The sequence below is a fragment of the Limnoraphis robusta CS-951 genome, from assembly GCF_000972705.2.
In genome coordinates, this window is the sequence record NZ_LATL02000084.1 from 1 (window position 1) to 23,308 (window position 23,308).

Annotated in this window: 13 protein-coding genes, 1 tRNA gene and 1 pseudogene; 9 read left to right on the forward strand and 6 right to left on the reverse strand. The window is 42.0% G+C overall.

Annotated features, from left to right (window positions below):
* Nucleotides 1-355 precede the first annotated feature (355 nt).
* Together WN50_RS07425 and miaA are read right to left on the reverse strand one after the other, a co-directional pair.
* Nucleotides 356-847 (reverse strand): NINE protein, encoded by a 492-nt coding sequence (locus WN50_RS07425; protein WP_046276533.1) that lies wholly within the window; start codon nucleotides 845-847, stop codon nucleotides 356-358.
* Nucleotides 848-1,153: 306 nt separating this feature from the next.
* Complete coding sequence (gene miaA, locus WN50_RS07435) at nucleotides 1,154-2,065, reverse strand: tRNA (adenosine(37)-N6)-dimethylallyltransferase MiaA (RefSeq protein ID WP_046276535.1); 912 nt, start codon at nucleotides 2,063-2,065, stop codon at nucleotides 1,154-1,156.
* A 183-nt stretch (nucleotides 2,066-2,248) separates the two neighbouring features.
* Here miaA and gyrB point away from each other — a divergent pair, with 183 nt between their 5' ends.
* The 6 genes from gyrB to WN50_RS07465 all read left to right on the forward strand — a co-directional run bounded on the left by gyrB (nucleotide 2,249) and on the right by WN50_RS07465 (nucleotide 15,342).
* The gene (gene gyrB / locus WN50_RS07440; RefSeq protein WP_046276536.1) at nucleotides 2,249-4,186 is read left to right on the forward strand and encodes a DNA topoisomerase (ATP-hydrolyzing) subunit B; all 1,938 of its coding nucleotides are present in this window, start codon (nucleotides 2,249-2,251) and stop codon (nucleotides 4,184-4,186) included.
* A gap of 512 nt (nucleotides 4,187-4,698) precedes the next feature.
* Entirely contained in the window at nucleotides 4,699-5,418 is a 720-nt protein-coding gene (locus WN50_RS07445) for a biliverdin-producing heme oxygenase (protein ID WP_046276537.1), read from the forward strand.
* 245 nt (nucleotides 5,419-5,663) lie between these two features.
* Nucleotides 5,664-10,700 (forward strand): PAS domain S-box protein, encoded by a 5,037-nt coding sequence (locus tag WN50_RS07450; protein ID WP_049558603.1) that lies wholly within the window; start codon nucleotides 5,664-5,666, stop codon nucleotides 10,698-10,700.
* An 88-nt stretch (nucleotides 10,701-10,788) separates the two neighbouring features.
* The gene (locus WN50_RS07455) at nucleotides 10,789-11,880 is read left to right on the forward strand and encodes an ATP-binding response regulator (protein ID WP_046276542.1); all 1,092 of its coding nucleotides are present in this window, start codon (nucleotides 10,789-10,791) and stop codon (nucleotides 11,878-11,880) included.
* A 136-nt stretch (nucleotides 11,881-12,016) separates the two neighbouring features.
* Complete coding sequence (locus WN50_RS07460; RefSeq protein WP_152964739.1) at nucleotides 12,017-14,365, forward strand: DNA phosphorothioation-associated putative methyltransferase; 2,349 nt, start codon at nucleotides 12,017-12,019, stop codon at nucleotides 14,363-14,365.
* Nucleotides 14,366-14,511: 146 nt separating this feature from the next.
* Nucleotides 14,512-15,342 carry a pentapeptide repeat-containing protein gene (locus WN50_RS07465; RefSeq protein WP_046276539.1) on the forward strand — a complete coding sequence of 277 codons (831 nt, stop codon included), beginning with the start codon at nucleotides 14,512-14,514 and terminating at the stop codon, nucleotides 15,340-15,342.
* A 3-nt stretch (nucleotides 15,343-15,345) separates the two neighbouring features.
* Here the strand turns inward: WN50_RS07465 and WN50_RS07470 are convergent, their stop codons facing one another.
* The 4 genes and pseudogenes from WN50_RS07470 to WN50_RS33825 form a co-directional block, all read right to left on the reverse strand.
* Nucleotides 15,346-17,823: a glycosyltransferase family 39 protein gene (locus WN50_RS07470; RefSeq protein WP_063847369.1), complete on the reverse strand. Its 2,478-nt coding sequence runs from the start codon at nucleotides 17,821-17,823 to the stop codon at nucleotides 15,346-15,348.
* 94 nt (nucleotides 17,824-17,917) lie between these two features.
* Nucleotides 17,918-18,196, reverse strand: a complete 279-nt coding sequence (locus tag WN50_RS37390) for a zinc ribbon domain-containing protein (protein ID WP_425354788.1) — start codon at nucleotides 18,194-18,196, stop codon at nucleotides 17,918-17,920.
* Complete coding sequence (locus WN50_RS07475; protein ID WP_425354787.1) at nucleotides 18,153-19,010, reverse strand: RNA-guided endonuclease InsQ/TnpB family protein; 858 nt, start codon at nucleotides 19,008-19,010, stop codon at nucleotides 18,153-18,155. The genes WN50_RS37390 and WN50_RS07475 overlap by 44 nt, the downstream gene beginning before the upstream one ends.
* A gap of 12 nt (nucleotides 19,011-19,022) precedes the next feature.
* A pseudogene (locus tag WN50_RS33825) lies at nucleotides 19,023-19,169 on the reverse strand (IS607 family transposase); the annotation flags it as partial.
* 342 nt (nucleotides 19,170-19,511) lie between these two features.
* Between WN50_RS33825 and WN50_RS07480 the strand changes: the two are divergent.
* The 3 genes from WN50_RS07480 to WN50_RS07490 form a co-directional block, all read left to right on the forward strand.
* A tRNA-Phe gene (locus tag WN50_RS07480) sits at nucleotides 19,512-19,584 on the forward strand.
* 817 nt (nucleotides 19,585-20,401) lie between these two features.
* On the forward strand, nucleotides 20,402-21,298 hold the full coding sequence (locus WN50_RS07485) for a C39 family peptidase (RefSeq protein ID WP_049558606.1): 897 nt from the start codon (nucleotides 20,402-20,404) through the stop codon (nucleotides 21,296-21,298).
* A 284-nt stretch (nucleotides 21,299-21,582) separates the two neighbouring features.
* Nucleotides 21,583-23,308 (forward strand): nSTAND1 domain-containing NTPase (locus WN50_RS07490; RefSeq protein WP_046281575.1); only part of this gene is annotated, 1,726 nt, incomplete at its 3' end.

Consider the following 23,308-nt stretch of genomic DNA (forward strand, 5'->3'; position numbering starts at 1 on the left):
CCGCCCCTACAAAACTATTCCCTACTGTCAGAGGGGGCGGGTTTATATCAGTTGTTTGTGGGGAAAACATATATCTATTAGGAACCCGCCCCTACAAAACTATTCCCTACTGTCAGAGGGGGCGGGTTTATATCAGTTGTTTGTGGGGAAAACATATATCTATTAGGAACCCGCCCCTACAAAACTATTCCCTACTGTCAGAGGGGGCGGGTTTATATCAGTTGTTTGTGGGGAAAACATATATCTATTAGGAACCCGCCCCTACAAAACTATTCCCTACTGTCAGAGGGGGCGGGTTTATATCAGTTGTTTGTGGGGAAAACATATATCTATTAGGAACCCGCCCCTACAAAACTTAAACAATGCGATAAATTATCGTTCCGGTTTCTTCATGGTTATCGATATGAAGCAAACCTTCTTTATATAAATCATTCAACAATTGCTTAATTTCAGGAATCGGTTTATCCGTCGCAATTACACAATCAGCAACCGAAATCCCTTGAGGGTTATCTTTGGCGAGTTTCAAAATTGTATAAATATCAGACTTTTGTACGACAGCCGGAATCGCTTCCTTACTATATTTCTGACTTTCTGTTAAATTAACAATAACTTCGTGAGTAATTGGAGTCTGACTCATTTCTCGCTGATAAAGTTGGTATTTGAGATTTTTACGTTCAACCATTCCGGGAATGAGAAATAAATCTACAAATTGACCCACCCCAAAAAAACCAAAGGTAAATAACCACACCAGTCCAGTGAAATAATTCCCCGAATAGATTCGATGAACACCACCCAACCCCAAAAACCAAGTACACCAGAGTAGATACGCCAGTCCTGTATTTCTCATATCAATTCTCCCAGTATCGTGCTTTGAAGACAAATCGTTCAACACCCACAACTGATATCGCCCAAGGAATTTTGTCGCGTCTGGGGAAAAGGATGTTAACCAACGCTCACAGCAGCCTCTGTCGTTGAACGGCGGAATAATCTGTGACTCCCCAACTCACTTTTACCTTGATCTTCAAACAGGTCGCCGTTCATTCCGGAAAACCTGCCCTTAACTATTCTAGCACTGAACTGTTCCTAACTGGTCATCAAGAGACTCTCAAAAATTCCCCCTCTGACGGGTTAATGATTTCAAAAAAAGTTGTTTTTAAATTCCCCCAATAAACGTTTTAACCCGGTGCCAAACTTGTTCTAATAAATCGGCATTCTGCACATCAAACCATTCAATCTCTGAAACCGCATTAAACCAGGTTTGTTGTCGTTTAGCAAATTGACGAGTATGTAAAACCGTCGCCGCGATCGCTTCTGCTAACGAACAATCTCCCCTGAGATATTGTATCATTTCGTGATACCCTAAAGTTTGTAACAAAGGCAAATCTTGACCATATTTTTCGAGAAGTATTTTCACCTCTTCAAGCCATCCCATCTCAATCATTTTTTGGGTACGGTGTTGAATGCGTTGAGTCAAGCGATCGCGATCTAAAGTTAAGCCTATTTGTAAAATGGGATAATCAGGGGGATTTTCACCTTGTTGTTGAGAAATCGGAGAACCAGTAATATAATAAACTTCTAAAGCTCTTTGAGTGCGAAACTGATCATTGGGATGAATTTTTTCGGCTGCTACCGGATCAACTTGGTTGAGCATCGCATAACATTGAACTTGACCTAACATCTGAAACTGCGATCGCAACTCAGCACAAGGCGCAACTCGAGGAATTTTCATCCCGCGTACAATCGCTTTAATATACAACCCCGTCCCCCCTACGAGCAACAAAGGGGAAACAGGAGAAGCAGACACAGGAGGAACCGCTATCATTGCTTGAGCCTTTTGCTGGTATTCTGCTAAAGTAAGAGTCTGTCTCGGATCGCAGATATCGATGAGGAAATGAGCAGCCTGTTGCTGTTCGTCTAGAGTGGGTTTAGCCGTGCCGATATCAAATTCTCGATACACCTGACGCGAATCTGCACTGAGAATCACTGTATCGAGTCGTTGCGCCAAAGCGATCGCCAACCCTGACTTTCCTGTTGCGGTTGCACCACAAATCACAATAATCGCCATAAATCAATATAACTTTTACACATCCCTGTCCCACTGCCCATTATAAAGGGGTACAATCTGGATTAAAATAAGGCTTGAGTTGCCGCTAATATCGTTTATAACCCTTTTGTGTTACAATTTTGGTGAGATTTGTCATTTTTGGAGTCCTGGGGACTTCAGCCCCAGAATTGGAGCAGTTATCACATGACCAGCAGTTACAGCGCCGATCAAATTCAGGTTCTTGAAGGTCTAGAAGCCGTCCGCAAACGTCCAGGGATGTACATTGGTTCAACAGGGCCACGCGGACTTCATCATTTAGTGTACGAGGTCGTGGATAACTCCATTGATGAGGCGCTCGCAGGCCATTGTACCCACATTGAAGTCGATTTTAATGCCGATGGTTCAGTCACCGTTACCGATGATGGTCGCGGTATTCCCGTTGATGTGCATTCCAAAACCGGAAAATCAGCCCTAGAAACCGTAATGACAGTTCTCCACGCCGGGGGAAAATTTGGCGGGGGTGGCTATAAAGTTTCAGGCGGTTTACATGGGGTGGGTGTCTCCGTTGTCAACGCTTTGTCTGAATGGGTAGAAGTTCAAGTTTTGCGGGATAAAACGCTTTATACTCAACGCTACGAAAGAGGAGTTCCCGCCCACGAACTTGAGTCTCAACCCAGTAAAGAAACTCAGACGGGAACTGCGGTTCGCTTCCTACCTGATACGACCATATTTACAACTGGAATTGAGTTTGACTATGCAACCATTGCCAGTCGTTTACGAGAATTAGCCTATTTGAATGCAGGCATCAAAATTACTTTAACAGACCATCGTTTAGAACTCCTCAAAATCGAGCAACCGAAAACCGAAAGCTTCTGTTATGAAGGCGGAATTCGAGAATATATTGCCTACATGAACCGCGAAAAGCAACCTCTCCATGAAGATGTGATTTATGTGTCGGGAGAGCGAAACAATGTGCAGATAGAGGTAGCGTTGCAGTGGTGTGTTGATGCTTATAGCGATAATATTTTGGGCTTTGCCAATAATATTAGAACTATTGACGGAGGCACCCATTTAGAAGGCTTAAAAGCGGTATTAACCCGTACCATGAATAATTTTGCCCGCAAGCGAAATAAACTCAAAGAAAATGAGTCTAATTTGGGCGGCGAGAATGTCCGGGAAGGGTTAACGGCTGTAATTTCAGTCAAAGTTCCTGACCCAGAATTTGAAGGACAAACCAAAACCAAGTTAGGAAATACAGAAGTTCGCGGGATAGTTGATTCTTTAGTTGGGGAAGTGTTAACCGAATATCTCGACTTTCACCCGAATATTGCCGATGCAGTTTTAGAGAAAGCCATTCAAGCCTTTAAAGCCGCAGAAGCCGCTCGTCGGGCGAGAGATTTAGTTCGTCGGAAATCGGTGTTAGAATCATCGCCATTACCCGGTAAATTGGCAGATTGTAGTACCCGAGATCCCCGAGAATCTGAAATCTTTTTAGTCGAAGGAGATAGTGCGGGCGGAAGTGCAAAACAAGGACGCGATCGCCACAATCAAGCGATTTTACCGCTCCGAGGAAAAATCCTGAATATTGAGAAAACCGATGATTCTAAAATCTACAAAAACAATGAAATTCAATCCCTCATTACAGCGTTAGGATTGGGAATCAGAGGCGAAGATTTTGATCCGTCCCAATTGCGTTATCATAAAATTATTATTATGACAGACGCAGACGTTGACGGCGCTCACATTCGCACTTTGCTGTTAACCTTTTTCTACCGCTATCAACGAGAATTAGTAGAACAGGGTTACATTTATATTGCTTGTCCTCCTCTGTATAAAGTGGAACGAGGACGCAATCATTACTACTGTTATAATGAGCGAGAATTGCAGCAATGTTTGGCTGAGTTTCCCTCAAATGCTAACTACAACATTCAACGGTTTAAAGGGTTAGGTGAAATGATGCCTCAGCAGCTTTGGGATACTACGATGAACCCTGAAAGCCGAATGATCAAGCGGGTAGAAGTGGAAGACGCCGCCCAAGCGGATAATGTTTTTACCGTATTAATGGGAGACAGAGTAGCACCCCGTCGGGAGTTTATTGAAACCAATGCACCTCGTTTAAATCTGGTTGATTTAGATATTTAATGTTTTGTAGGTTCGCGCATCAAGTGCGAATTTTCCAGGCGCAGAGGCATTGCTAATTGAAGACTATCGGGACTAGAATCATATAGAAACCTAGTCCCGTTTGCTTTGATACACCCGAATTTCATATTAGTAATGATACCAAATCCGATTGGTAGAGTAGCACTTTAAATTCCTCCGAAATTTTGCAAGAGCGCTGCGATTGCCTTTTGCCTTTTGCCTTTTGCCTTTTGCCTCTCTCAGAAATAACGCTTATATATAAACCGGATTTAGTATGATTACCTAATTTATGAATGGCAGTTTTCAGGTGACAAGCGATCGCGGATGATGCTAAAGTGCTACGTTAACTGGGTTCTTGACCGATAGCTCCCACTGATCTGTAGCCCTTGTGACAAATCTTAACATCATTTCTCAGCAAATCGGTTTAAGGTAAAAATTCAGGCGGTTTAATAATCGCTGTCTCAGTATAGAGATGTCTGATGTTGAACAGAAGCTTTGAGATATAAGGATTTAGTATGAGCGTTAATTTAGCAACTCAATTGCGAGAAGGCACGAAAAAATCCCACACAATGGCAGAAAATGTGGGTTTTATCAAATGCTTTTTGAAAGGAACCGTAGAAAAAACCTCCTATAGAACATTAGGAGCAAATCTCTACTTTGTCTACTCTGCAATGGAAGAAGAGATGGAACGCCATCGCAACCATCCGATTCTGTCGAAGCTGTATTTTCCCGAACTCAACCGCAAACAGAGCCTAGAAAAAGATTTATATTATTTCTATGGTTCTAACTGGCGGGAAGAAATCGCCCCTACAGTCGCCGCACAAGCTTATGTAGCGCGAATTCGGGAGATTTCCAACACTGAACCCGAATTGTTGATTGCTCACCTGTACACTCGCTACATGGGCGATCTATCTGGTGGACAAATTCTCAAAGCGATCGCTCAACGAGGTATGAACCTCTCAGACGGCGAAGGCATCCAATTCTATGAATTCAAGGATATTCCCGATGAGAAGGCGTTCAAAGCCAATTATCGCCAGATGATGAATGATTTACCCATCGATCAAGCCACAGCCGATCGGATTGTTGCTGAAGCCAACGCCGCCTTCGGAATGAATATGAAGATGTTCATGGAGTTAGAAGGCAACTTGATCAAAGCTATTGGTTTAATGTTGTTTAATAGCTTAACTCGCAAACGCACCGCCGGTTCTACCGAACTCGCACCTGCTGCCGAGTAATAGTCTTTGAAATTCATTTTAAATTGAATTAAGTCTGCCGAAAGGAGAACACTAATCCTGGAAGCTTGATGGCTGTAACATAAAGCAGTCGTTGGGTTTCCAGGATTTTCAGGTTTTCAAAGACATCCCAAAATTGCCCTGAGTTGTAGAGTTTGAAATCAAAAAATCTCTACTTTTGTTCACTTCTAGTCTAATTTTTCCAGTGGAGATCAGTTTAAGTTGACAAGAATTCCGTATACTCACTGATGAAACTGCTTGAGAAAGTATTCTATAACAGAAGAGAAGGCGCTCAACTTACTCAACCGATGAATAACGCTCAAACGATCATTCTGGTTATCGATCATTCTCTCAGGGATTTAGAAACTTATCGGGACTATATAACACAAAATAAAACTCACAATATAAACCCTCAGCAAATCTTGTTGGCTGAAACGATAGAAAAGGGATTACAATATTGCCAACAGATTCAACCTGATGTCATCCTCTTGAATACTCAGCTTGATCATTTCGATAGCTTAGGATTTATCCAAGATTTACAACGCCTGAAGCTGAATATTCCGATTATTTTACTCCCTAATTCTCAACAAGAAGAGACAGAAAGACAAGCAATAAAACAGCATTTAGACGCTAATTCTTTGCAAAAAAAGATATCACTCTGCCCCCAATATAACACGATTAATCAGATTTTGTTAAATCAAAAATCCCCCCTAGATAGTAAATATAATCAGTTCATAAAAACCGTTAATAAACGCATTCATCAAGCCTTAAACTTAGAAACTATACTGCAAACAACAGTTAACGATATTCGACAGATTATCCAGTGTGATCGCGTTTTATTGACTCAATTTCAACCTAATAAAAAGCATAAAATTACTTCATTTTCAGGTGATTTAAAAGTAAGCAATATAATAGAATACGAATTTGAAAACCTCCGAAAAAAACAAGTGATTCCTAATATCTATCAAACGGGATTAACACCAAGCCAAATTCAACAATTTGAACAGAACCAAGTTAAAGCCTATTTAGCTGTCCCAATTTTAATAAATTCAGACGGTCAAGATAAAACAACAGCCCAGACTGAAACTTGGGGATTATTAATCGCCCATCAATGTAATAATTTTAGAGCGTGGGAAGCTGAAGACATAGAACTCTTTGAACAACTCTCAATTTCCATCTCAATTGCCATTGAACAAAATCAACTCCGTCAACAAATCCAAACCCTAAACAGTCAACTCGAAGCCAAAACCAAAGAAAGCGATCAGCAATTTCAAGCCATTTTTAATAATACCTTTCAATGTACAGGACTGCTAACACCTGAAGGAATATTACTCGATGTTAATCAAACTGCTTTAGACTTTGGGGGATTGAAACACGAAGATGTCGTTAATCGTCCCTTTTGGGAAACCCACTGGTGGACAATCTCAACTGAAACTCAACACCAATTGCGTCAAAGTATCGCTAAAGCCGCTTTAGGAGAATCTATTTCCTATGAAGTCGATGTATTAGTCGCCGGAGGTAAAATCGCAACAATAGACTTTTCTTTGCGTCCCCTGCGGAATGAAACAGGCTCAGTGATATTAATAATAGCAGAAGGTCAAGATATTAGCGATCGCGTCGAAGTCAAACGCGCCCTACAAGACAAGCAAATTTTACTGCAATCTGTTCTTGATTGTATTCCTCAAGCCGTATTTTGGAAAGATAAAAAAGGTAATTTTCTCGGCTGTAACTATCAATGTAGTGTAGATGCAGGTTTACCGAGAAGTCAAGAAATTATTGGTAAAACGGACTATGATATGCCTTGGAAAAACGAAGCAAAATTCTATCGGGCTGATGATTATCAAGTGATGAAATCAGGAGAAGCCAAACTTGATATCGAAGAACCCATGACAAAAATTGGGAATATTTCACGTTTGCTGAGAACCCATAAAATGCCCTTGCGAAATGCAGATGGAGAAATTATAGGCGTGGTGGGAACCTACGAAGATATTACCGAACGTAAACAAGCAGAAATCGCTTTGCGTCGGAGTGAAGCCCGTTATCAAATGTTAGTGAATAACTTCCCCAACGGGGCTGTAATGATGTTTGATCACGATTTAGAGTATATCTTGGTTGGTGGTTTAGGACTTGCAGAAGTGGGGTTAAGTAAAGAATACCTTGAAGGAAAAACAATCTGGGAAGTCTTACCTATTCAAACCTGTAAACTGCTCGAACCGCTCTATCGTCGAACCCTAGCCGGAGAAGAATTTGTTGCTGAACTTCCCTTCGCAGATCGCCTTTTTCTCGTCTATTTTTTACCCATTATTGATCAAGGAATAGTGCAAGCAGGCGTAGTTCTCTCTCAAGATATTACCCAACGCAAACAAGCCGAACAAAAACTCCAACAACTCAATCAAGAACTCGAAGCCAGAGTTCAACAACGCACCGCAGATCTACAAACAGAAATTGCTGAACGAACTCGCCTCTTAAACATATTAGAAGCCAGTTTAAACGAAATCTACATCTTTGATGCCGAAACCCTAAAATTTCAATATGCTAACCAAGGCGCTTTGCGAAATCTCGGGTATAGCCTCGAAAAACTTCAACAAATGACTGCTATTAATCTTCAACCTCAATTGACTCGAGAACAATTTCAACAATTAATCAATCCCTTGTTAAACCATCAACAAAAGAAAACCGTTTTTAGAGCCGCTTATCAACGAGCAAATGGAAGTTCGTATCCGGTAGAAGTTCACTTTCAACTGATCGAACATCAACAAGAACGCTTATTTCTGGCTGTTGCTCTCGATATTACCGAACGTCAACAAACCGAAGATCGCTTAAGACTGGTTGAATTTGCCCTTGATAACGCTCGAGAAAGCATCTTTATTGTCGAGCAAGAAGGTGAGATTGTTTATGTTAATAAAACCGCCTGTGATAATTTAGGTTATTCTAGTGCAGAACTCTCAAATCTAAACATTTGGCAAATCGATCAAAACCTAAACGCGCCCCCAGATTGGCAACCTTTCTGCGAACATCTCAAACAACAAAAATCCCTATTATTAGAATCTACCCATCGAACTCAAACAGGTGAAAACATTCCGGTTGAAATTACCCTTACCGAGTTAAATTTTGACGGGATTCCCTACTTCTGCGAAATTGCTCGAGATATTCGAGAACGAAAACAAGCAGAAGCTGATCTCAAAAAGCGAGATAACTATCTCACTGCTTTAGTTGAGGTGCAGCGTCAACTGTTATGTGCAGCTTCTCAAAGCGATTTATACAAACTTGTGCTTTCAATTTTAGGTCAAGCCGCAGATGTCAGTCAAGTCTATGTGTTTGAACATTGTTACGACGAGTTCAACCATCCCTATTTGTATTATATGTCTCACTGGTCGGCACCTGATGCAGCCTCTAAGCTGAACCGATCTGTCCTCCAACAGCTTTATGATACCCCTTGCTTCTCAACTTGGGTAGAACAACTCGCCCAAGGTGAAGCCATTTGTCAGAGTTTAGACGATATGACTCCCATGCAACGTCAAATTCTTGAACCGACTGGAATTTTTACGATACTTCTGTTTCCATTAATCGTCAAAGGAGAATTTTTTGGGTTTATTGGCTTTGATAATGATGGCGATACTCGTCAATGGGATAAAATCGAGATTAACCTGTTAAAAGCGGCTGTTAGTGCGATCGCTATCGTCACTGAACGTCAACTCGCTCAAGAACAACTCCAACGCCAGCTTACCGCTATTGAAGCTGCTAGCGAAGGAATTGCCATTGTTAACCCTTTAGGCGATTATATTTATCTCAACAAAGCTCATTTAGATCTATTTGGCTATACAGAAACCACAGAATTATTAGGTCGGAATTGGCAAAGTCTTTACTCTCAAGAAGAGGGCGATCGGATTAATCGCGAAGTCATTCCTCAACTGATGGAAAATGGATATTCTCGCAGCGAAGCTTTAGCCATTCGTAAAGATGGAAGTACGTTTCTGGAAGAATTTTCCCTAACACTCACGAATAGCGGTGAATTTGTTTGTGTTTGTCGCGATATTACCGAACGTAAACGAGCCGAAGAAGAATTGCGTCGCACGAATGCTCAGTTAGAACGAGCCACCCGCCTTAAGGATGAATTTATGGCAAATATGAGCCATGAATTACGCACGCCGCTCTATTCGATTTTAGGTGTATCAGAAGTCTTACAAGACTGTGTTTATGGAGCGCTCAATCCTCAACAATTGCGCTCGGTGGCGACTATTGAACAGAGTGGTCAACATCTGCTTGAACTGATTAATGATATCCTGGATTTATCTAAAATAGAATCCGGAAAAATGGAGTTGAAGCTGATGGCGGTTGAGATCAATCAACTCTGTCAATCTAGCCTGAGTTTTGTTAAACCCCAAGCTGATAAAAAAAATCTACAACTGTGTTTCATCCCCGCTCCTGTTCCCGTTACGCTCGAAGTGGATAAACGTCGCATTCGTCAAGTTTTAATTAATCTCCTCAGTAATGCGGTTAAATTTACCCCAGAAGGCGGTAATATTTTGTTAAAGGTCGAGATTGATCCGGACAATTGTTGTCTCCATCTGAGCGTCATTGATACCGGAATTGGGATTGCTCCCGAAGATCAACAACATTTATTTGAGCCTTTTGTACAAATTGATAGCAGTTTATCTCGACGATATTCAGGTACAGGTTTAGGGTTAGCCCTCGTTCGACAAATTACGCAAATGCACGCTGGAATTGTCTCTTTAAAAAGTGAAATGGGGCGAGGAAGTACGTTTACGGTTACGCTTCCTTGGAACTCACACTGGGGTTGTATGCTGGATGAAGATGCGCTGACTTCTCAAGCGGACTGGCTTGACAAACTGACTCCTGCTTCGTCTTCAACTTCCTCCTGTGAGTTGAATCAACTTAAACCGCCTTCTGGTGTCTCACCTGTCATTTTGATCGCAGAAGATCATCGGGCGAATGCTGAGACAGTGGGGGATTATTTAGAAACCCGAGGGTATCGAATTATTTTTGCAGAAAACGGTATTGAAGCCGTTCAATATGCTCAACAATACCAACCTCAAATCATCATTATGGATATTCAAATGCCTGAACTTGATGGTTTAGAAGCGATGCGTCAAATTCGCGCTTATCCTGATACCGCCAAGATTCCAATTATTGCGTTGACAGCCTTAGTTACTGTTCAAGATCGTGAGCAATGTCTGCAAGCGGGAGCTAATGACTATATGAGTAAGCCGGTCAGTTTAAAACAGTTATCTGATAAAATCCGAGAAAGACTAAACCTTCAGTAATTTTATCGAAATCAACTGTAAACACTTATTTTTTAGCTTGCATAATTGTCTAAATTTTGTCAAAACAACATTGGTTTTAGAAAAAAAAATGAACCCCCAAATATTAATTATTGATGACGAACCCAATAACTTTGATGTGATTGAAGCCCAACTTTTAGAAGAATACTATGAATTAAGCTATGCTTCCTGTGGAATAAAAGCCTTACAACGTCTAGAATTATTTCAGCCTGATGTTATTCTATTAGATGTGATGATGCCTGATATGAATGGGGTAGAAGTGTGTCAGAGAATCAAATCAAATCCCCAATGGTCTCATATTCCCATTGTTGCAGTCACAGCTCTCAATTCTAAGGAAGATATGGCACGATGTTTAGAGGGAGGGGCAGATGATTTTATTTGTAAACCCGTCAGTGGTATAGAATTACGGGCAAGAATTCGATCTATGCTGAGAATCAAACAACAATATGATACCTTACAAAAACAACGGGATACCCTCGCCGATATTCTCAAACTTCGCGAAGAAATGTCACATATGCTCGTTCACGATTTGCGAAACCCAATTGCTTGTATTATCTTTGCTGGAGAACTTCTAAAAGAACAAGATCAACTATCGGAATCAAGTAAAACAAAAGTTGAACGGATTGTGGATTCTGGACACAGATTACAATCTTTAACCAATGATTTATTAGTCATGGCAAAACTGGAATCTGGACATCTCATTCTCCATCGGCAATCGGTCGATATTTGTCAGTTGTTTGAGCAAACGATCTCTGATTTTGAAACCCTTGCAGCCCAGAAACAAATTAGGCTGATCGCTGAAATTCCCCGGATTAAAAAATTCGTTTATCTGGATGCTAACTTATTTCGACGGGTGTTAGATAACCTGCTATCAAATGCGATTAAATTCGCGCCGAAAAACAGTCAAATTAATTGCCGAGTCAACTATCCCCAAAATGAAGCCTTTCAAGTGAGAATGAGCCTCTGCGATCAAGGTTCTGGTATTAGTAAAGATATTAAACAGATTATTTTTAATAAATACGCCGTTGGGACTGTCGTAGAAGGAATTGAACAAATAGGTTTAGGTTTAGCATTTTGTAAGATGATTGTAGAAGCTCACGGAGGTCAGATTTTTGTCGAAGACAATCAACCTCAAGGGGCGATATTTACCCTGGAAATTTAGCCGTTTTTCGCTGCAAAACCCAAAAAAGTGGCATTTGTTACAATAAATTCTCAGATTTGTTATATACTTAGGTATAGGATTGACACCCCTGCTATTCTGGGTTAAACAGATGAGTATCAGTGATATCGCTGCCTCGATGCACTTATCGACGGAATCCCGTCTTGCAGTTTATCCTGTCGCTCAACCCCCAGATTCTCTAGGCGTTCCCCTCACCGTTAATCATCTGATTTTTGCTCTGGCTCAACGGGCTGCTATTTTTAGACTACCGCCTCATCTAACATTGCTGTCTCAATTCCCGCCGACTGTACAACAGGAAATTTACAACAGTTTTGGCAGTTATGGGCGAGTCTGTCAAGTCGTCAATCAAATTTTATTACACCTGACTCAACAATGGGCGATCGCAGATTATTGTCAACGCAGCAAAATCGGTAAAAAACTCCCTAACGCCCTTTATGTTCATCTGAGTGCAATTGATCAGCTTGATCCGGCTTTGCGTCTATACGAATCTTGGAGTCGAGACATCTTAGGAAATCTCGAAGGCGTGACACTGGTTAAATTTCATACTCATAAACCCGTTGTTTCTTATTTATATTACCCCGATTTTGATGATGATCCCCATCCGGCTTTAGTGGCGAGTCTGATCGTCAATATCCAAACAAGTCACATCAAAAGTCACGACTATTCTGATAGCGATAATCCGCCGATTCTTCACCGCAAAGAAACTTTTGTTACTTCAGACTATCCTGATTATCAAAAATTTGCCCGTTTGACAAAAGCCGAAGAAAAACTCGGACTGTTAGAGTCTAAACCCAGTTTATACCCAACCGATCCATCCATTTCAGCCGAAGAAAGACGCATCTATCACACCATTGGAACTCGCAAAGGATGGATGCAACATCTCGCCCGAAAAGGCGTAGAAATTCGCGATCATCGGATTATTTCCATTGAACGGGATCAAGAAAATCCCTTAGAATTCGTCGCGATCCCCAAGATAGAACGTCACAAAGCGGCTTTAGTTCGTCGTTCCCTTTCTCGTCCCGTGCGGTTAGCCGTAGAAGCCGACTTATTCACCGAAAATACAACATTTTTTGACTATGGTTGTGGCTACGGAGGCGATATTCAACGCATCGCCGAAAAAGGCTATGAAAGTTCGGGATGGGACCCTTACTATTCACCAGATACACCGCTCAAAGAAGCGGATATTGTCAACTTAGGTTATATCATTAATGTCATTGAATGTCAACAGGAGCGACGCCAAGCATTACTCAAAGCCTGGGAACTGACCAAACAGGTTTTAATAGTCGCCGCCCAAATTTTAATTGATGATCGCGATCGGGGAATTGTTGCTTATGGAGATGGAGTGATTACCAATCGCAATACCTTTCAGAAATACTATGAACAAGAAGAACTGAAAATCTATATCGATCAAGTCTTAGAGGTGAATGCAGTTCCCATTGATATGGGCGTTTATTTCGTGTTTCGGGATGAAACCCAAGCCGAAAATTTCCGGGCTTCTCGCTTTCGTTCTCGCTTAAGTTCTCCGAAAATTTGTACACAAGTTAAACGATTTGAAGACTATGAACAACTCTTGCAACCGTTGATTAAATTTGTCAGCGATCGCGGACGTCTTCCGGTAGCCGGAGAACTGTCATCAGAAGCCGATATTCGAGAGGAATTTGGAACATTCAAAAGAGCATTTAAACTCATCTTACAAGCAACAGATCCCGAAGAATGGGAAAAAGTAGCCGATCGCCGTCGTCAGGATTTTCTCGTCTATTTAGCGTTGAGTCAGTTTAGTCGCCGTCCCAAAATTTCCCAACTTTCAGAAGTTGTCCAAAACGATATTAAAGGGTTATTTGGCAGTTACAAGAAAGCTTGTATTTTAGCAGATCTTATGTTATATAGTATGGGAAACCCAGACGTGATCGCTGACTGTTGTTCTCATAGTCCAATAGGTCAGAAATATACTCACTCGCTCTGGGTTCATCTTTCCGCCTTGGAAAAACTTGATCCCCTACTGCGTTTGTACGAAGGTTGTGCGAACCGAACTTTAGGTCGGCTAGCCGGAGCAACCCTCGTTAAATTTCATATCAGAAAACCGAAGATTACCTACTTGTTTTACCCGGATTTTGATACCGATCCGCATCCTGCATTGCACACGCAAATGGAAATCGACTTACGCGATCTCCATGTCACTTATCAAAGTTACGAAGGGCCTAATCCACCTATTTTGCATTGCAAACAAGCCTATGTGACGCCAGAATATCCCCAGTATGAAAAATTTGCCAAACTCACTCGTCAAGAGGAAGATTGGGGACTTCTAGATGATTTCCAAGCGATCAAAACACGCCAGGGTTGGTTGAAATGCTTAGAAGAACACTGTGCTGAACTCAGAGGTCATCGCGTCTACTGGCGTACCGATGCCGATCCTTACCGGAGGAAATTAATAGAATATGCTCGTCGCGCCCGTCAAAAAACGCACTGATATACCGCCTATTCTACCGAAAAAAGAGGTGATGGATTCGTCAGAATCGAGACGGAAATTTCCTAACCGAGAAGTTTAAGATTTTCTAATCAAACTCAATTGAATCTTAACTTCGCAATTTTTACTCAATCCTCAAAACAATAATCATGGAAACTCAAACACTTCTCAACCACTACGCTCACGGTAAGAGAGATTTCCAGGAAGCTTTTCTGATCGGAATCAAGCTTGTTGGGATTAACCTGAGTGGAGCGAACCTGAGTGGAGCGAACCTGATCAGTGCAGATTTGTCCAATGCCAACTTGAGTCAAACGAACCTGACAGGCATCAATCTTACCAATTCTACCCTGATCGAAGCCAATCTCAAAAGTGCCGATCTCACCGACGCTTACATTAGTGAAGCCAACCTCACCCGTGCAGATCTCAGCGGCGCCCAACTGCTGAATGCTTACCTCAAAGAAGCCAACTTCACCCATGCTCAACTCGTCGAGGCGAATTTAATGGGGGCGAACCTGAGTCATTCCAAACTCACTCACGCCAATTTAAGCGGCGCTAACCTCCTGAATACCGTCTTAACGGGAGTTAACCTCACAGGCGCCAATTTAAGCGGTGCTAACCTCACAGGCGTCGAACTCTGTGGCGTTAACCTGAATGCCACAGAAATTGATGAAACCACCCAACTCAGCGAAAAATGGCGTTTAGTACAGAAAATCGTCACCCAAGGCGCTGTCGGTTGGGATTTGAGCCATGTAGACTTAAGCTGTGCTAGCTTAGTCGGCGTGAACTTCACCGGAGCCGATCTCACAGGGGCGAACCTCGCCAGAACCCATCTCAGCAGCGTCGATCTCAGCAATACCAAAGTTAAAGATGCCAGTTTCATGGCTTGTACAGGTTTATCAAAAGCCACCAAACTTGCTCTCAAAGAACAAGGCGCAATTATAGACTATGATTTGACCCCCGCAGAAGTTCAAGTCAGTTAACCCCTAACGCAACGCTTGTAGATCCTGCCAAGCCTGAATCAGATTTCCCTGCATCAATGCTGCAATTCCCCTTAACCCTTGGAATTCGCTTTGATCGGGGTTTAATTCTAAAGCCCTTTGAATAGCCTGTTTTGCGGCTTGGGGATGCAAAGCATACAGATGAATAAAAGCCAGATAAGCGTGGGCGTTGGGGTTTTGCGGATCGAGTTGCGTGACTTTTTCTAAGGCGGCGATCGCTCTGGGTGCATCTTGTTTTAACACCGTCGCTAACGCTAAAGCATAGGCATAGTCTAAATTGTCGGGTTCAGTCTGTAAACGATAAGTTAACGTTTTTTCCGCCTGAACGGTATAATCTTGAATCGGATCGTATTGGTTAATGCGTCCAACTTCGTCAAACACAGGTTCAAGTCCGGGTATTCCTTGAGGTAAATTCAGTGCTAACTGTCGCAGTTGAGACACTAAATCTAATTCTGGAGCGGGTAATTTTGGCGACTTGGGGTTAATTTCGACTGTAACAGGCGGAACGGTGATTTTGTAGGTTTCTCCCGTTTCTCGGTTTAAATAGGTCGCTTCTAGGCGATAAACTCCCGGTAAAATATCTTTTGGTGGTAACATCCCCATGCGTTCAAGAACTTGAAAGCCGGAATTGGTTTCATTTTCCCCGAGGGTTCCCGGATGTAATGTTCCCATTGCGATCGCATGATCATGTAACCATTCAGACGAACCCTTTGCTGTTGAAGGGGTTTGTAATTTCCAGGTTAATATCACTAACCCCGACTGAAGTTGTTCCCAAGAACCTGACCACACATAAATAATCGGAATGGGTGCATCTGGAGGAACCTGGGGTGATACAATTACTTGAGACAGTTGAACAGGTTCAGAAGCATTCGGTTGTGGGGAAACTTCAATATAAGGCGTCTGACGATGATAAAGATTTAAAACCGTATTATCGGGTAATAACCAGCGTTTGTGGAGCTGAAATTGTCGCCCTTGTTCAATTTCCCGTACAATAGCAACTTGTGCTTCATTAATGCGTTCAACCATCCCTTGTTTACCTGTTTTGGTGACAAACCAAGAGAGCGATAAAGAATCTTGACTGACCTGTTCTAAACGAGTTCCCACTTGGCGCCCATAAACTTGTTCATCCCGCAAAGCGCCAAAATAATTAAGATTATGTTGATTAACGTCTGGCGTTGATGGTAACACGCCTAAAGTAGACTGTAAATAGGGTTCTGTTTCAATGATTTCATTAATCACCTGTTCATGGGGCCATTCTAAACCCAGATGAGCAATGCGATCGCCTCCAGGGCTGAGAAAAGCCGCCATTCGTCGTCCCCAAACCCCGCCAATCGGCCATAAATTGAGTAACATTAAGACAATGGCTAAACTGAGGGTTATTCCCCGCACCGTTTTTCCCCAACGTTCGGGCCATAAGGTTAAACCGTAGGCGAGAAAAATAGCCGAAACAGGTAATAAGGGTAAACTGTAGCGAAAGTCTTTATTGATATTCAACGAACATAACAAATATCCGCCGATCCAAAATATTGCTAACCATTTTAAGGCTGTGAAATTTAGGGGTTTTGAGAGGAATTTAGGATAAAATAAATAAAGAAGAAACCCGACAAGCGGAACGATTAATAAGACCCAAGAAACATGATAAGGGAGTAAGTTCCAATAATAAATCCAAGCATCTAAGGTATTTAACGCCGGATCTCCTTCGGCTAAAGCAGAGTCAATAGTTGCACGTTTTCCAGAGGTTAGCATGAGTAGCCAGTTCGTTCTCACCCAAGGCGTTAAGATCAAAGCTGATAATAATAATCCAAGAGTTAACTGAATTAAGCTTTTCCAGCGTCGATGCTTGAGGCTATCTATTCCCATCCAAACGAGCGGAATAAACAGGAAAAATAACGCCGTTTGTTTGACCAACATGGCGAACCCAAAGGATAAACCAAAAGCGATCGCCCAAAACCATTTTCTTTCGCTATATTTCCACTGGGTTAGACAACAAAAACTGAAAGCGATCATCACCGTGATCGGATAGTCGATCAAATATTGTAGGCGATAAACATACAGCCCCGGTAACAAAACACAAATGAGACAAGCCCAGAATGCAACTCGTCGGTTAAACAGTCGAGAAGCAATTCCGTAGACCGAAGCGAGTAAAATACCCGTAAACAGGATATAAACAAGAGGGGAGCGATCAGGGCCAATTCCAAAGACGTTTAAAAACGGTATCGTCAGAATATAGGTGAGGGGAGGAACTTTTGGAGACAGCATCCACATCTGTTCCCACCAGTCAGAAGAAAACCATTGGGGATGTTGGAATACCCGCCAATAGTTTAACGAATGGGTGAGATAGTCCGCCTGATCCCAAGCGGGAACTGAGCGATCAAAAGCAAACCAGATGCGATCACTGATTATACTAGACAGCCAAATCAGCAACACAGCCATCAAGCCGTTGAATTTATTCTTGTCTGTCACCAACTATTACCTGCTTTATAAAACTGATATAACGCGGTACAAACCGTGTTAATGTTTACTTCCTGCATCACCCCGGACTGTCGGCAGCACCCGGTCAGACAGGCAAATTAGCCGAGAAGCCCTCGGCATAATGTAATAAATTCAGACTCGCATTATAGTCACGATCTTTGACTTCACCGCAAACCTGACAATTGAAAACTCGTTCTTTCAGTGCTATTTCTTGAACGTGACCGCAACTTGAACAGGTCTTAGTGGACGGATAGAATCTATCAGCAAAAACTACTACTGAGCCGTACCACTCAGACTTATACTCAACTTGGCGGCGAATTTCATAAAAAGCAGAATCGGCAATAGCACCCGCGCGCCTTGTGATTTTTCAACATCCCAGAAACATTCAAGTCTTCTAACCCGATGACTGCGTGGTTTTTGCATAGCCATGAGGTTAATTTGTGAATTCCATCTTTTCGGATGTTTGTGACTCGCTGATAAGCTTTCGCTAATTTGAGTTTGGCTTTATTCCTGTTATTGGAACCCTTCTGTTTTCTAGAAAGTTCGCGCTGAAGTTTTGCCAGATTTTTTTGAGCTTTTTTGTGGGCTGCTGGATTGGCAAAAACAGTACCATCTGAACAGGTCGCCAATGCCTTAACTCCAACATCAACACCCAGATAAACTCTTGATTTAACAGTCTGTTCTGGTTCAAATTCGTAGGCTACAGACAGATACCAAGAATCAGCGACTCGACTAATTGTGACTCGTTTAGTCTGAATTTCCGGGAGGGGTTCATAAGTGAATACCCATCCAATAAAAGGAAGCTTCAATCTCCTCCCTGAAAACCTCATTACTTGGCCACAATTATCGAGAGTAAAGCTATCATTTCTGCCTTTTTTCTTGAACTTAGGATGTTCAGCAACGCCTTGAAAAAAGCGACTGAAAGCTTCCCCTAAGTGCATGAAAGCAAATTGATAAACTCTAGAACTTAGCGTTGACTGCCAGGAGTATTGAGGTTTAATGTGGTTGGTGTAGAACTTTTTTAGCTTATTCGTTGAAGGTTTTAAACCCTGTTTGTAAGCTTCATTCCACATCGCTAACGCCCAGTTCCAAACCCATCTAGAGTATCCAGCGTGTTGAGCCATTAAAGTCTTCTGTTTGTTATTCAGTTTTAACTTTGTTTTGAATGCTCGTTGCATAATAGTTCTGGGTCGTTCGAGAGCTTGAGTTTTGTACTTTCTTAGTCCATACAATCGATTAGAAAAACAGTGCAGTATTGCTCTAATGTCTTCGACCATTTCTGACTCTGGTGAAAGTTCTTTTGGGTTGAGAACAATCAACTCACAATTTCTTTGTCGTATCTATGCTGTCGATCTGGGGGTTTTTATGGCGCGCGATCATACCCTTGTTTCCCCCTACGGTCTAATCCTAACATTTACCCCCAAATATTTAGCGGCTTCTTTGGGCTTCAGGTACTTGGTCATCTAATTGTGGTTATTAACGCACCTAGAGTAGCGTGTTGTACCTGAAACTGTCAATTAAGTCTTAGCTCTATCCCCAATTTCTCCGATGCTACACTTGAGCGGGATGGATCGTCTAGTCTGGGGTTTCATAGGGATCTGCGAGGCTCAAAAAATTTTTGCAGATCTACTTGCAAAATTCTGGAGGAATCTGCTATCCTAGTTAGGCAGTAAAAAAAAGCCGGGATAGCTCAGTTGGTAGAGCAGAGGACTGAAAATCCTTGTGTCGGGAGTTCAAATCTCCCTCCTGGCATCTTAATCTAATTCCGGGGAACCCTTACTCTATAACGCTTTATAAAGCAGGTCATTCCAGGAGTAACTCAAGTTCAATCTCTTATTTTAACTGGTAAACTTGTGAAAGATTGCCGTTAATATCTCGTATTTGGGAGGCAGCCAACACCCGAAAGTCAAATTGAGTAATGAGACTTGAGGGGCTGAGGTGAAATAACTATCGCTCTGACTCGTTTCCTGTTTCTCGGGCGATGGACTGGGGCGACTCAGCATTTGCTATCTGTTGGTGAGGAACTTTGCAATTAATGTCCTTTAGTTTAGTCACACTCTAGAAAGATTAACAAGTCACTTCTTTGAGTGACACTCATTTAGGTGACTAGACCAAAGTTGGTTTTTAGGTTACCGTAAAGAGGTTGAAAGAAACAGGATTATTCTGATTTTCTTAACTTTTCTGCAACCCAAATATAGGTATTAATCCTTCAATGTACAGGCACAAAAAAGCTGGGGTCGGTGACACCTGTACTTTTGGCGCTTGTAAAAAACTAACCCATCGGTTAGTACGGTTGTTTGATAGATTATTGTACTGTTGTTTTACGGAGAGCAAACAACCATAGTCGAAAGTCTTGTTGACCATTTCAAAATTTGAACAACCGATTAATTTGAGGCTATTTATAGTTGTACGGTTGGCAGATTATTACCGATTAAACCCTGTAAACCTGCTGGTATAAACCATTCATAAAAACATATTTTTCACCCAAAAATATAAAATTTAAAGAGTGAAATGAGAAATTGAAGTGAGTTTAGACCAGCTATCCCGTTAACTTTTTATGGAGGACAATATGAACACCTTGAAGTATACGTTACGATTTACCTCGGATTCTCTGCTGAAAGTTAGACCTTTAGAAACTTCGCTTTTATCGCCCGAAGAAATTCTCACCTATCATGCTGGAGATGAAATTTTCATTAGTGCTTACACTCCCAATTTACAGGGGAAATATATTCGGGTATATTTGGATGAATTTGATGCTCGTTCTATTGAAACAGCACCCAAACAATATTACTGTTATGGTAAAGATGTTGAAATTGTATTAACGGCAGTTTCTCGCGGCGAAGAACCCAGTCAACAATATCCCCCCGTTCTTCCTCCGAAAGTTGATTTAAAAGTTCCTTATCATTCTCAACTGAATAATTTAGAACATCCTTTGGGAACTTGTAACGTGACCTGTGTGGCGATGGTTCTCAAATATTATGGCATTGATTCTCGCAGCGCACAAGACATTAACAATGATGTGCAATTGGAAGATGTGCTATTTCGGAAAACCGAAGAATGGGATCAACAGTATGGATATACAGGTGGAGTGAAAAGTCGCCATCTTCCCGAATTTCTTCAACGATTACTGCGAGAATGGGGTGAAGAACATGGCCCTGGAAAACTTCAGAACACTACTTTCAAAAATGTGACAACCGAAACCGAAATTAAACAACATTTAGCCAAGGGTCATCCGGTAATTATTCACGGATATTTTACCAACTCCGGTCATATTATTGTCATTAAAGGATACGACGAAAAAGAAAAAGTTTGGATCTGCCACGACCCCAACGGGAAATGGTTAGGATATCAAGGCGGATATGCCGATGAAAATATTAGTGGCGGTGATGTTCGTTATAGCTATGCTGAGGTTCGCACGGTTTGGGATGTTGATGGGGAAAGTTGGTGTCATTTTCCCCTATCTTAATCCCTTTTAGCTACTCATAACTTCCAACGGGACTATTTGAACCTGAAACAGCCTTCGGTTGCAGTTTTATTCAATTGGACATTCAAATAAAGTTCGGGGAATCCCGGAAGTCAAATCCGTTCCCCTACTGCTCAAACTCAACGCTGAAGGGGATTTCAGCCTTTTATTTTTCGATTGGCTTCGGTGCAGTTTATAACTATATTATTAAGTTAAAAGCTTTGGAAAACTCAAGACTCAAAAATGAGCCACTTATATACAGCACCATTGCAACTGCAAGCTAATTTATGACAAATCAAACAAGTCCCAAAACGATTTTAATATTAGCGGCTAATCCCCAAAATACTACTCGGTTGCGACTGGAGGAAGAAATTCGGGAAATTGATGAAGGGTTGCGACGGGCTAATCAACGACATCAGTATAAATTAGAACAAAAGTTAGCCGTTCGCTCTCGTGATTTTTATCGGGCAATATTAGATTATAAACCATCAATTGTTCACTTTTGCGGACACGGAGTCGGTCAGGAAGGAATTGTTCTCGAAGATGATACGGGGAAAAGCGCGGTGGTGCCAACCGATGCCCTGGCTAGTATGTTTAAATTATTTGCTACAAAGGGTGTAGAATGTGTGATTTTAAATGCCTGTTATTCAGAAGTTCAAGCCACAGCCATTAGTCAATATGTAAATTATGTATTGGGGATGAATAAAGCGGTCGGAGACAAAGCCGCCCTCGCCTTTTCCGTTGCCTTTTATGATGGGTTAGCGGCAGGATATGAAGTGGAAGAAGCCCACGAATTAGGGTGTTCGCAGATGATGAGTTTCTTAGAACATGAAACTCCCGTTTTAAAGAAAAAACCGTTAATAGATTCTGAGATTGATTCTGAGGAAAATCCCGATTTAACAGCTTTTAAAGATTTCATTCCGCCGAACCCTTATCAGGGATTAGCCGCTTTTGGAGAAGAAGATGCGGACTTCTTTTTTGGACAGGAAAACTTTGTTCATAAATTAGTAGAATCCACCAATCAACAGCCGTTAGTTGGGGTAATTGGGCCGAGTGGCAGTGGGAAATCTTCGGTAGTCTTTGCGGGATTAATTCCGAAATTGCGACAAGAAGGAAACTGGTTAATTGAAATTTTTAAGCCCGGAAAAGACCCGTTTTTACCCTTAGCTTTTGCCTTGGTGAGACAACTCGAACCGGAAGCGGGAGAAACTCACAAAATGCGGGAAGCGATGGGACTCGCCAGTGATTTTCAACAGGGTAGAATCACCGTGCAACAGGTCATTTCTCAGATTTTAGAACGGAATCCGGGGAAACGGTTACTGTTAGTTGCCGACCAATTTGAAGAACTCTATACCCTGTGTCCGGTGAAGGAAGAACGGGAACGCTTTGCCGATGAATTACTAACGGCAATTTCTCAAGAAAATATTACACTGATTTTTACGTTACGCGCTGATTTTTACGGTTATGTCCTGTCCTATCGTCCGTTTCGGGATGCGTTAGAAACCTATACTCCGAAGTTACTCAGTTCGATGAAACGGGAGGAATTACAACAAGCCATTGAACTTCCCGCCCAAAAGTTAGACGTGCAATTGGAAGACCAATTAACCGAAAGAATCCTGGATGACGTCGGGCAAGAACCGGGGAATTTACCCTTATTAGAATTTGCCTTAACTCGCCTGTGGGAAAAACAAAAACACCGAACCTTAACTCACTCCGCCTATGACGAAATTGGGGGCGTTAAAAAAGCGATCGCCAACCATGCAGAACAAGTTTACCAAAAACTGACCGAAACTGAGAAACAACAAGCCCAGCGAATCTTTTTGCAGTTGGTGCGTCCGGGGGAAGGAACAGAAGACACCCGACGGGTAGCCACCCGTGAAGAAGTTGGGGACGAGAATTGGAATTTGGTCAGTTATTTAGCCGGACATCAAGCCCGGTTGGTGGTAACGGGACGTCATCAAAGAGACCTAACCCCCCTGCCCCCTTCCCTACCTCTCCCTAACCCTCTTTATC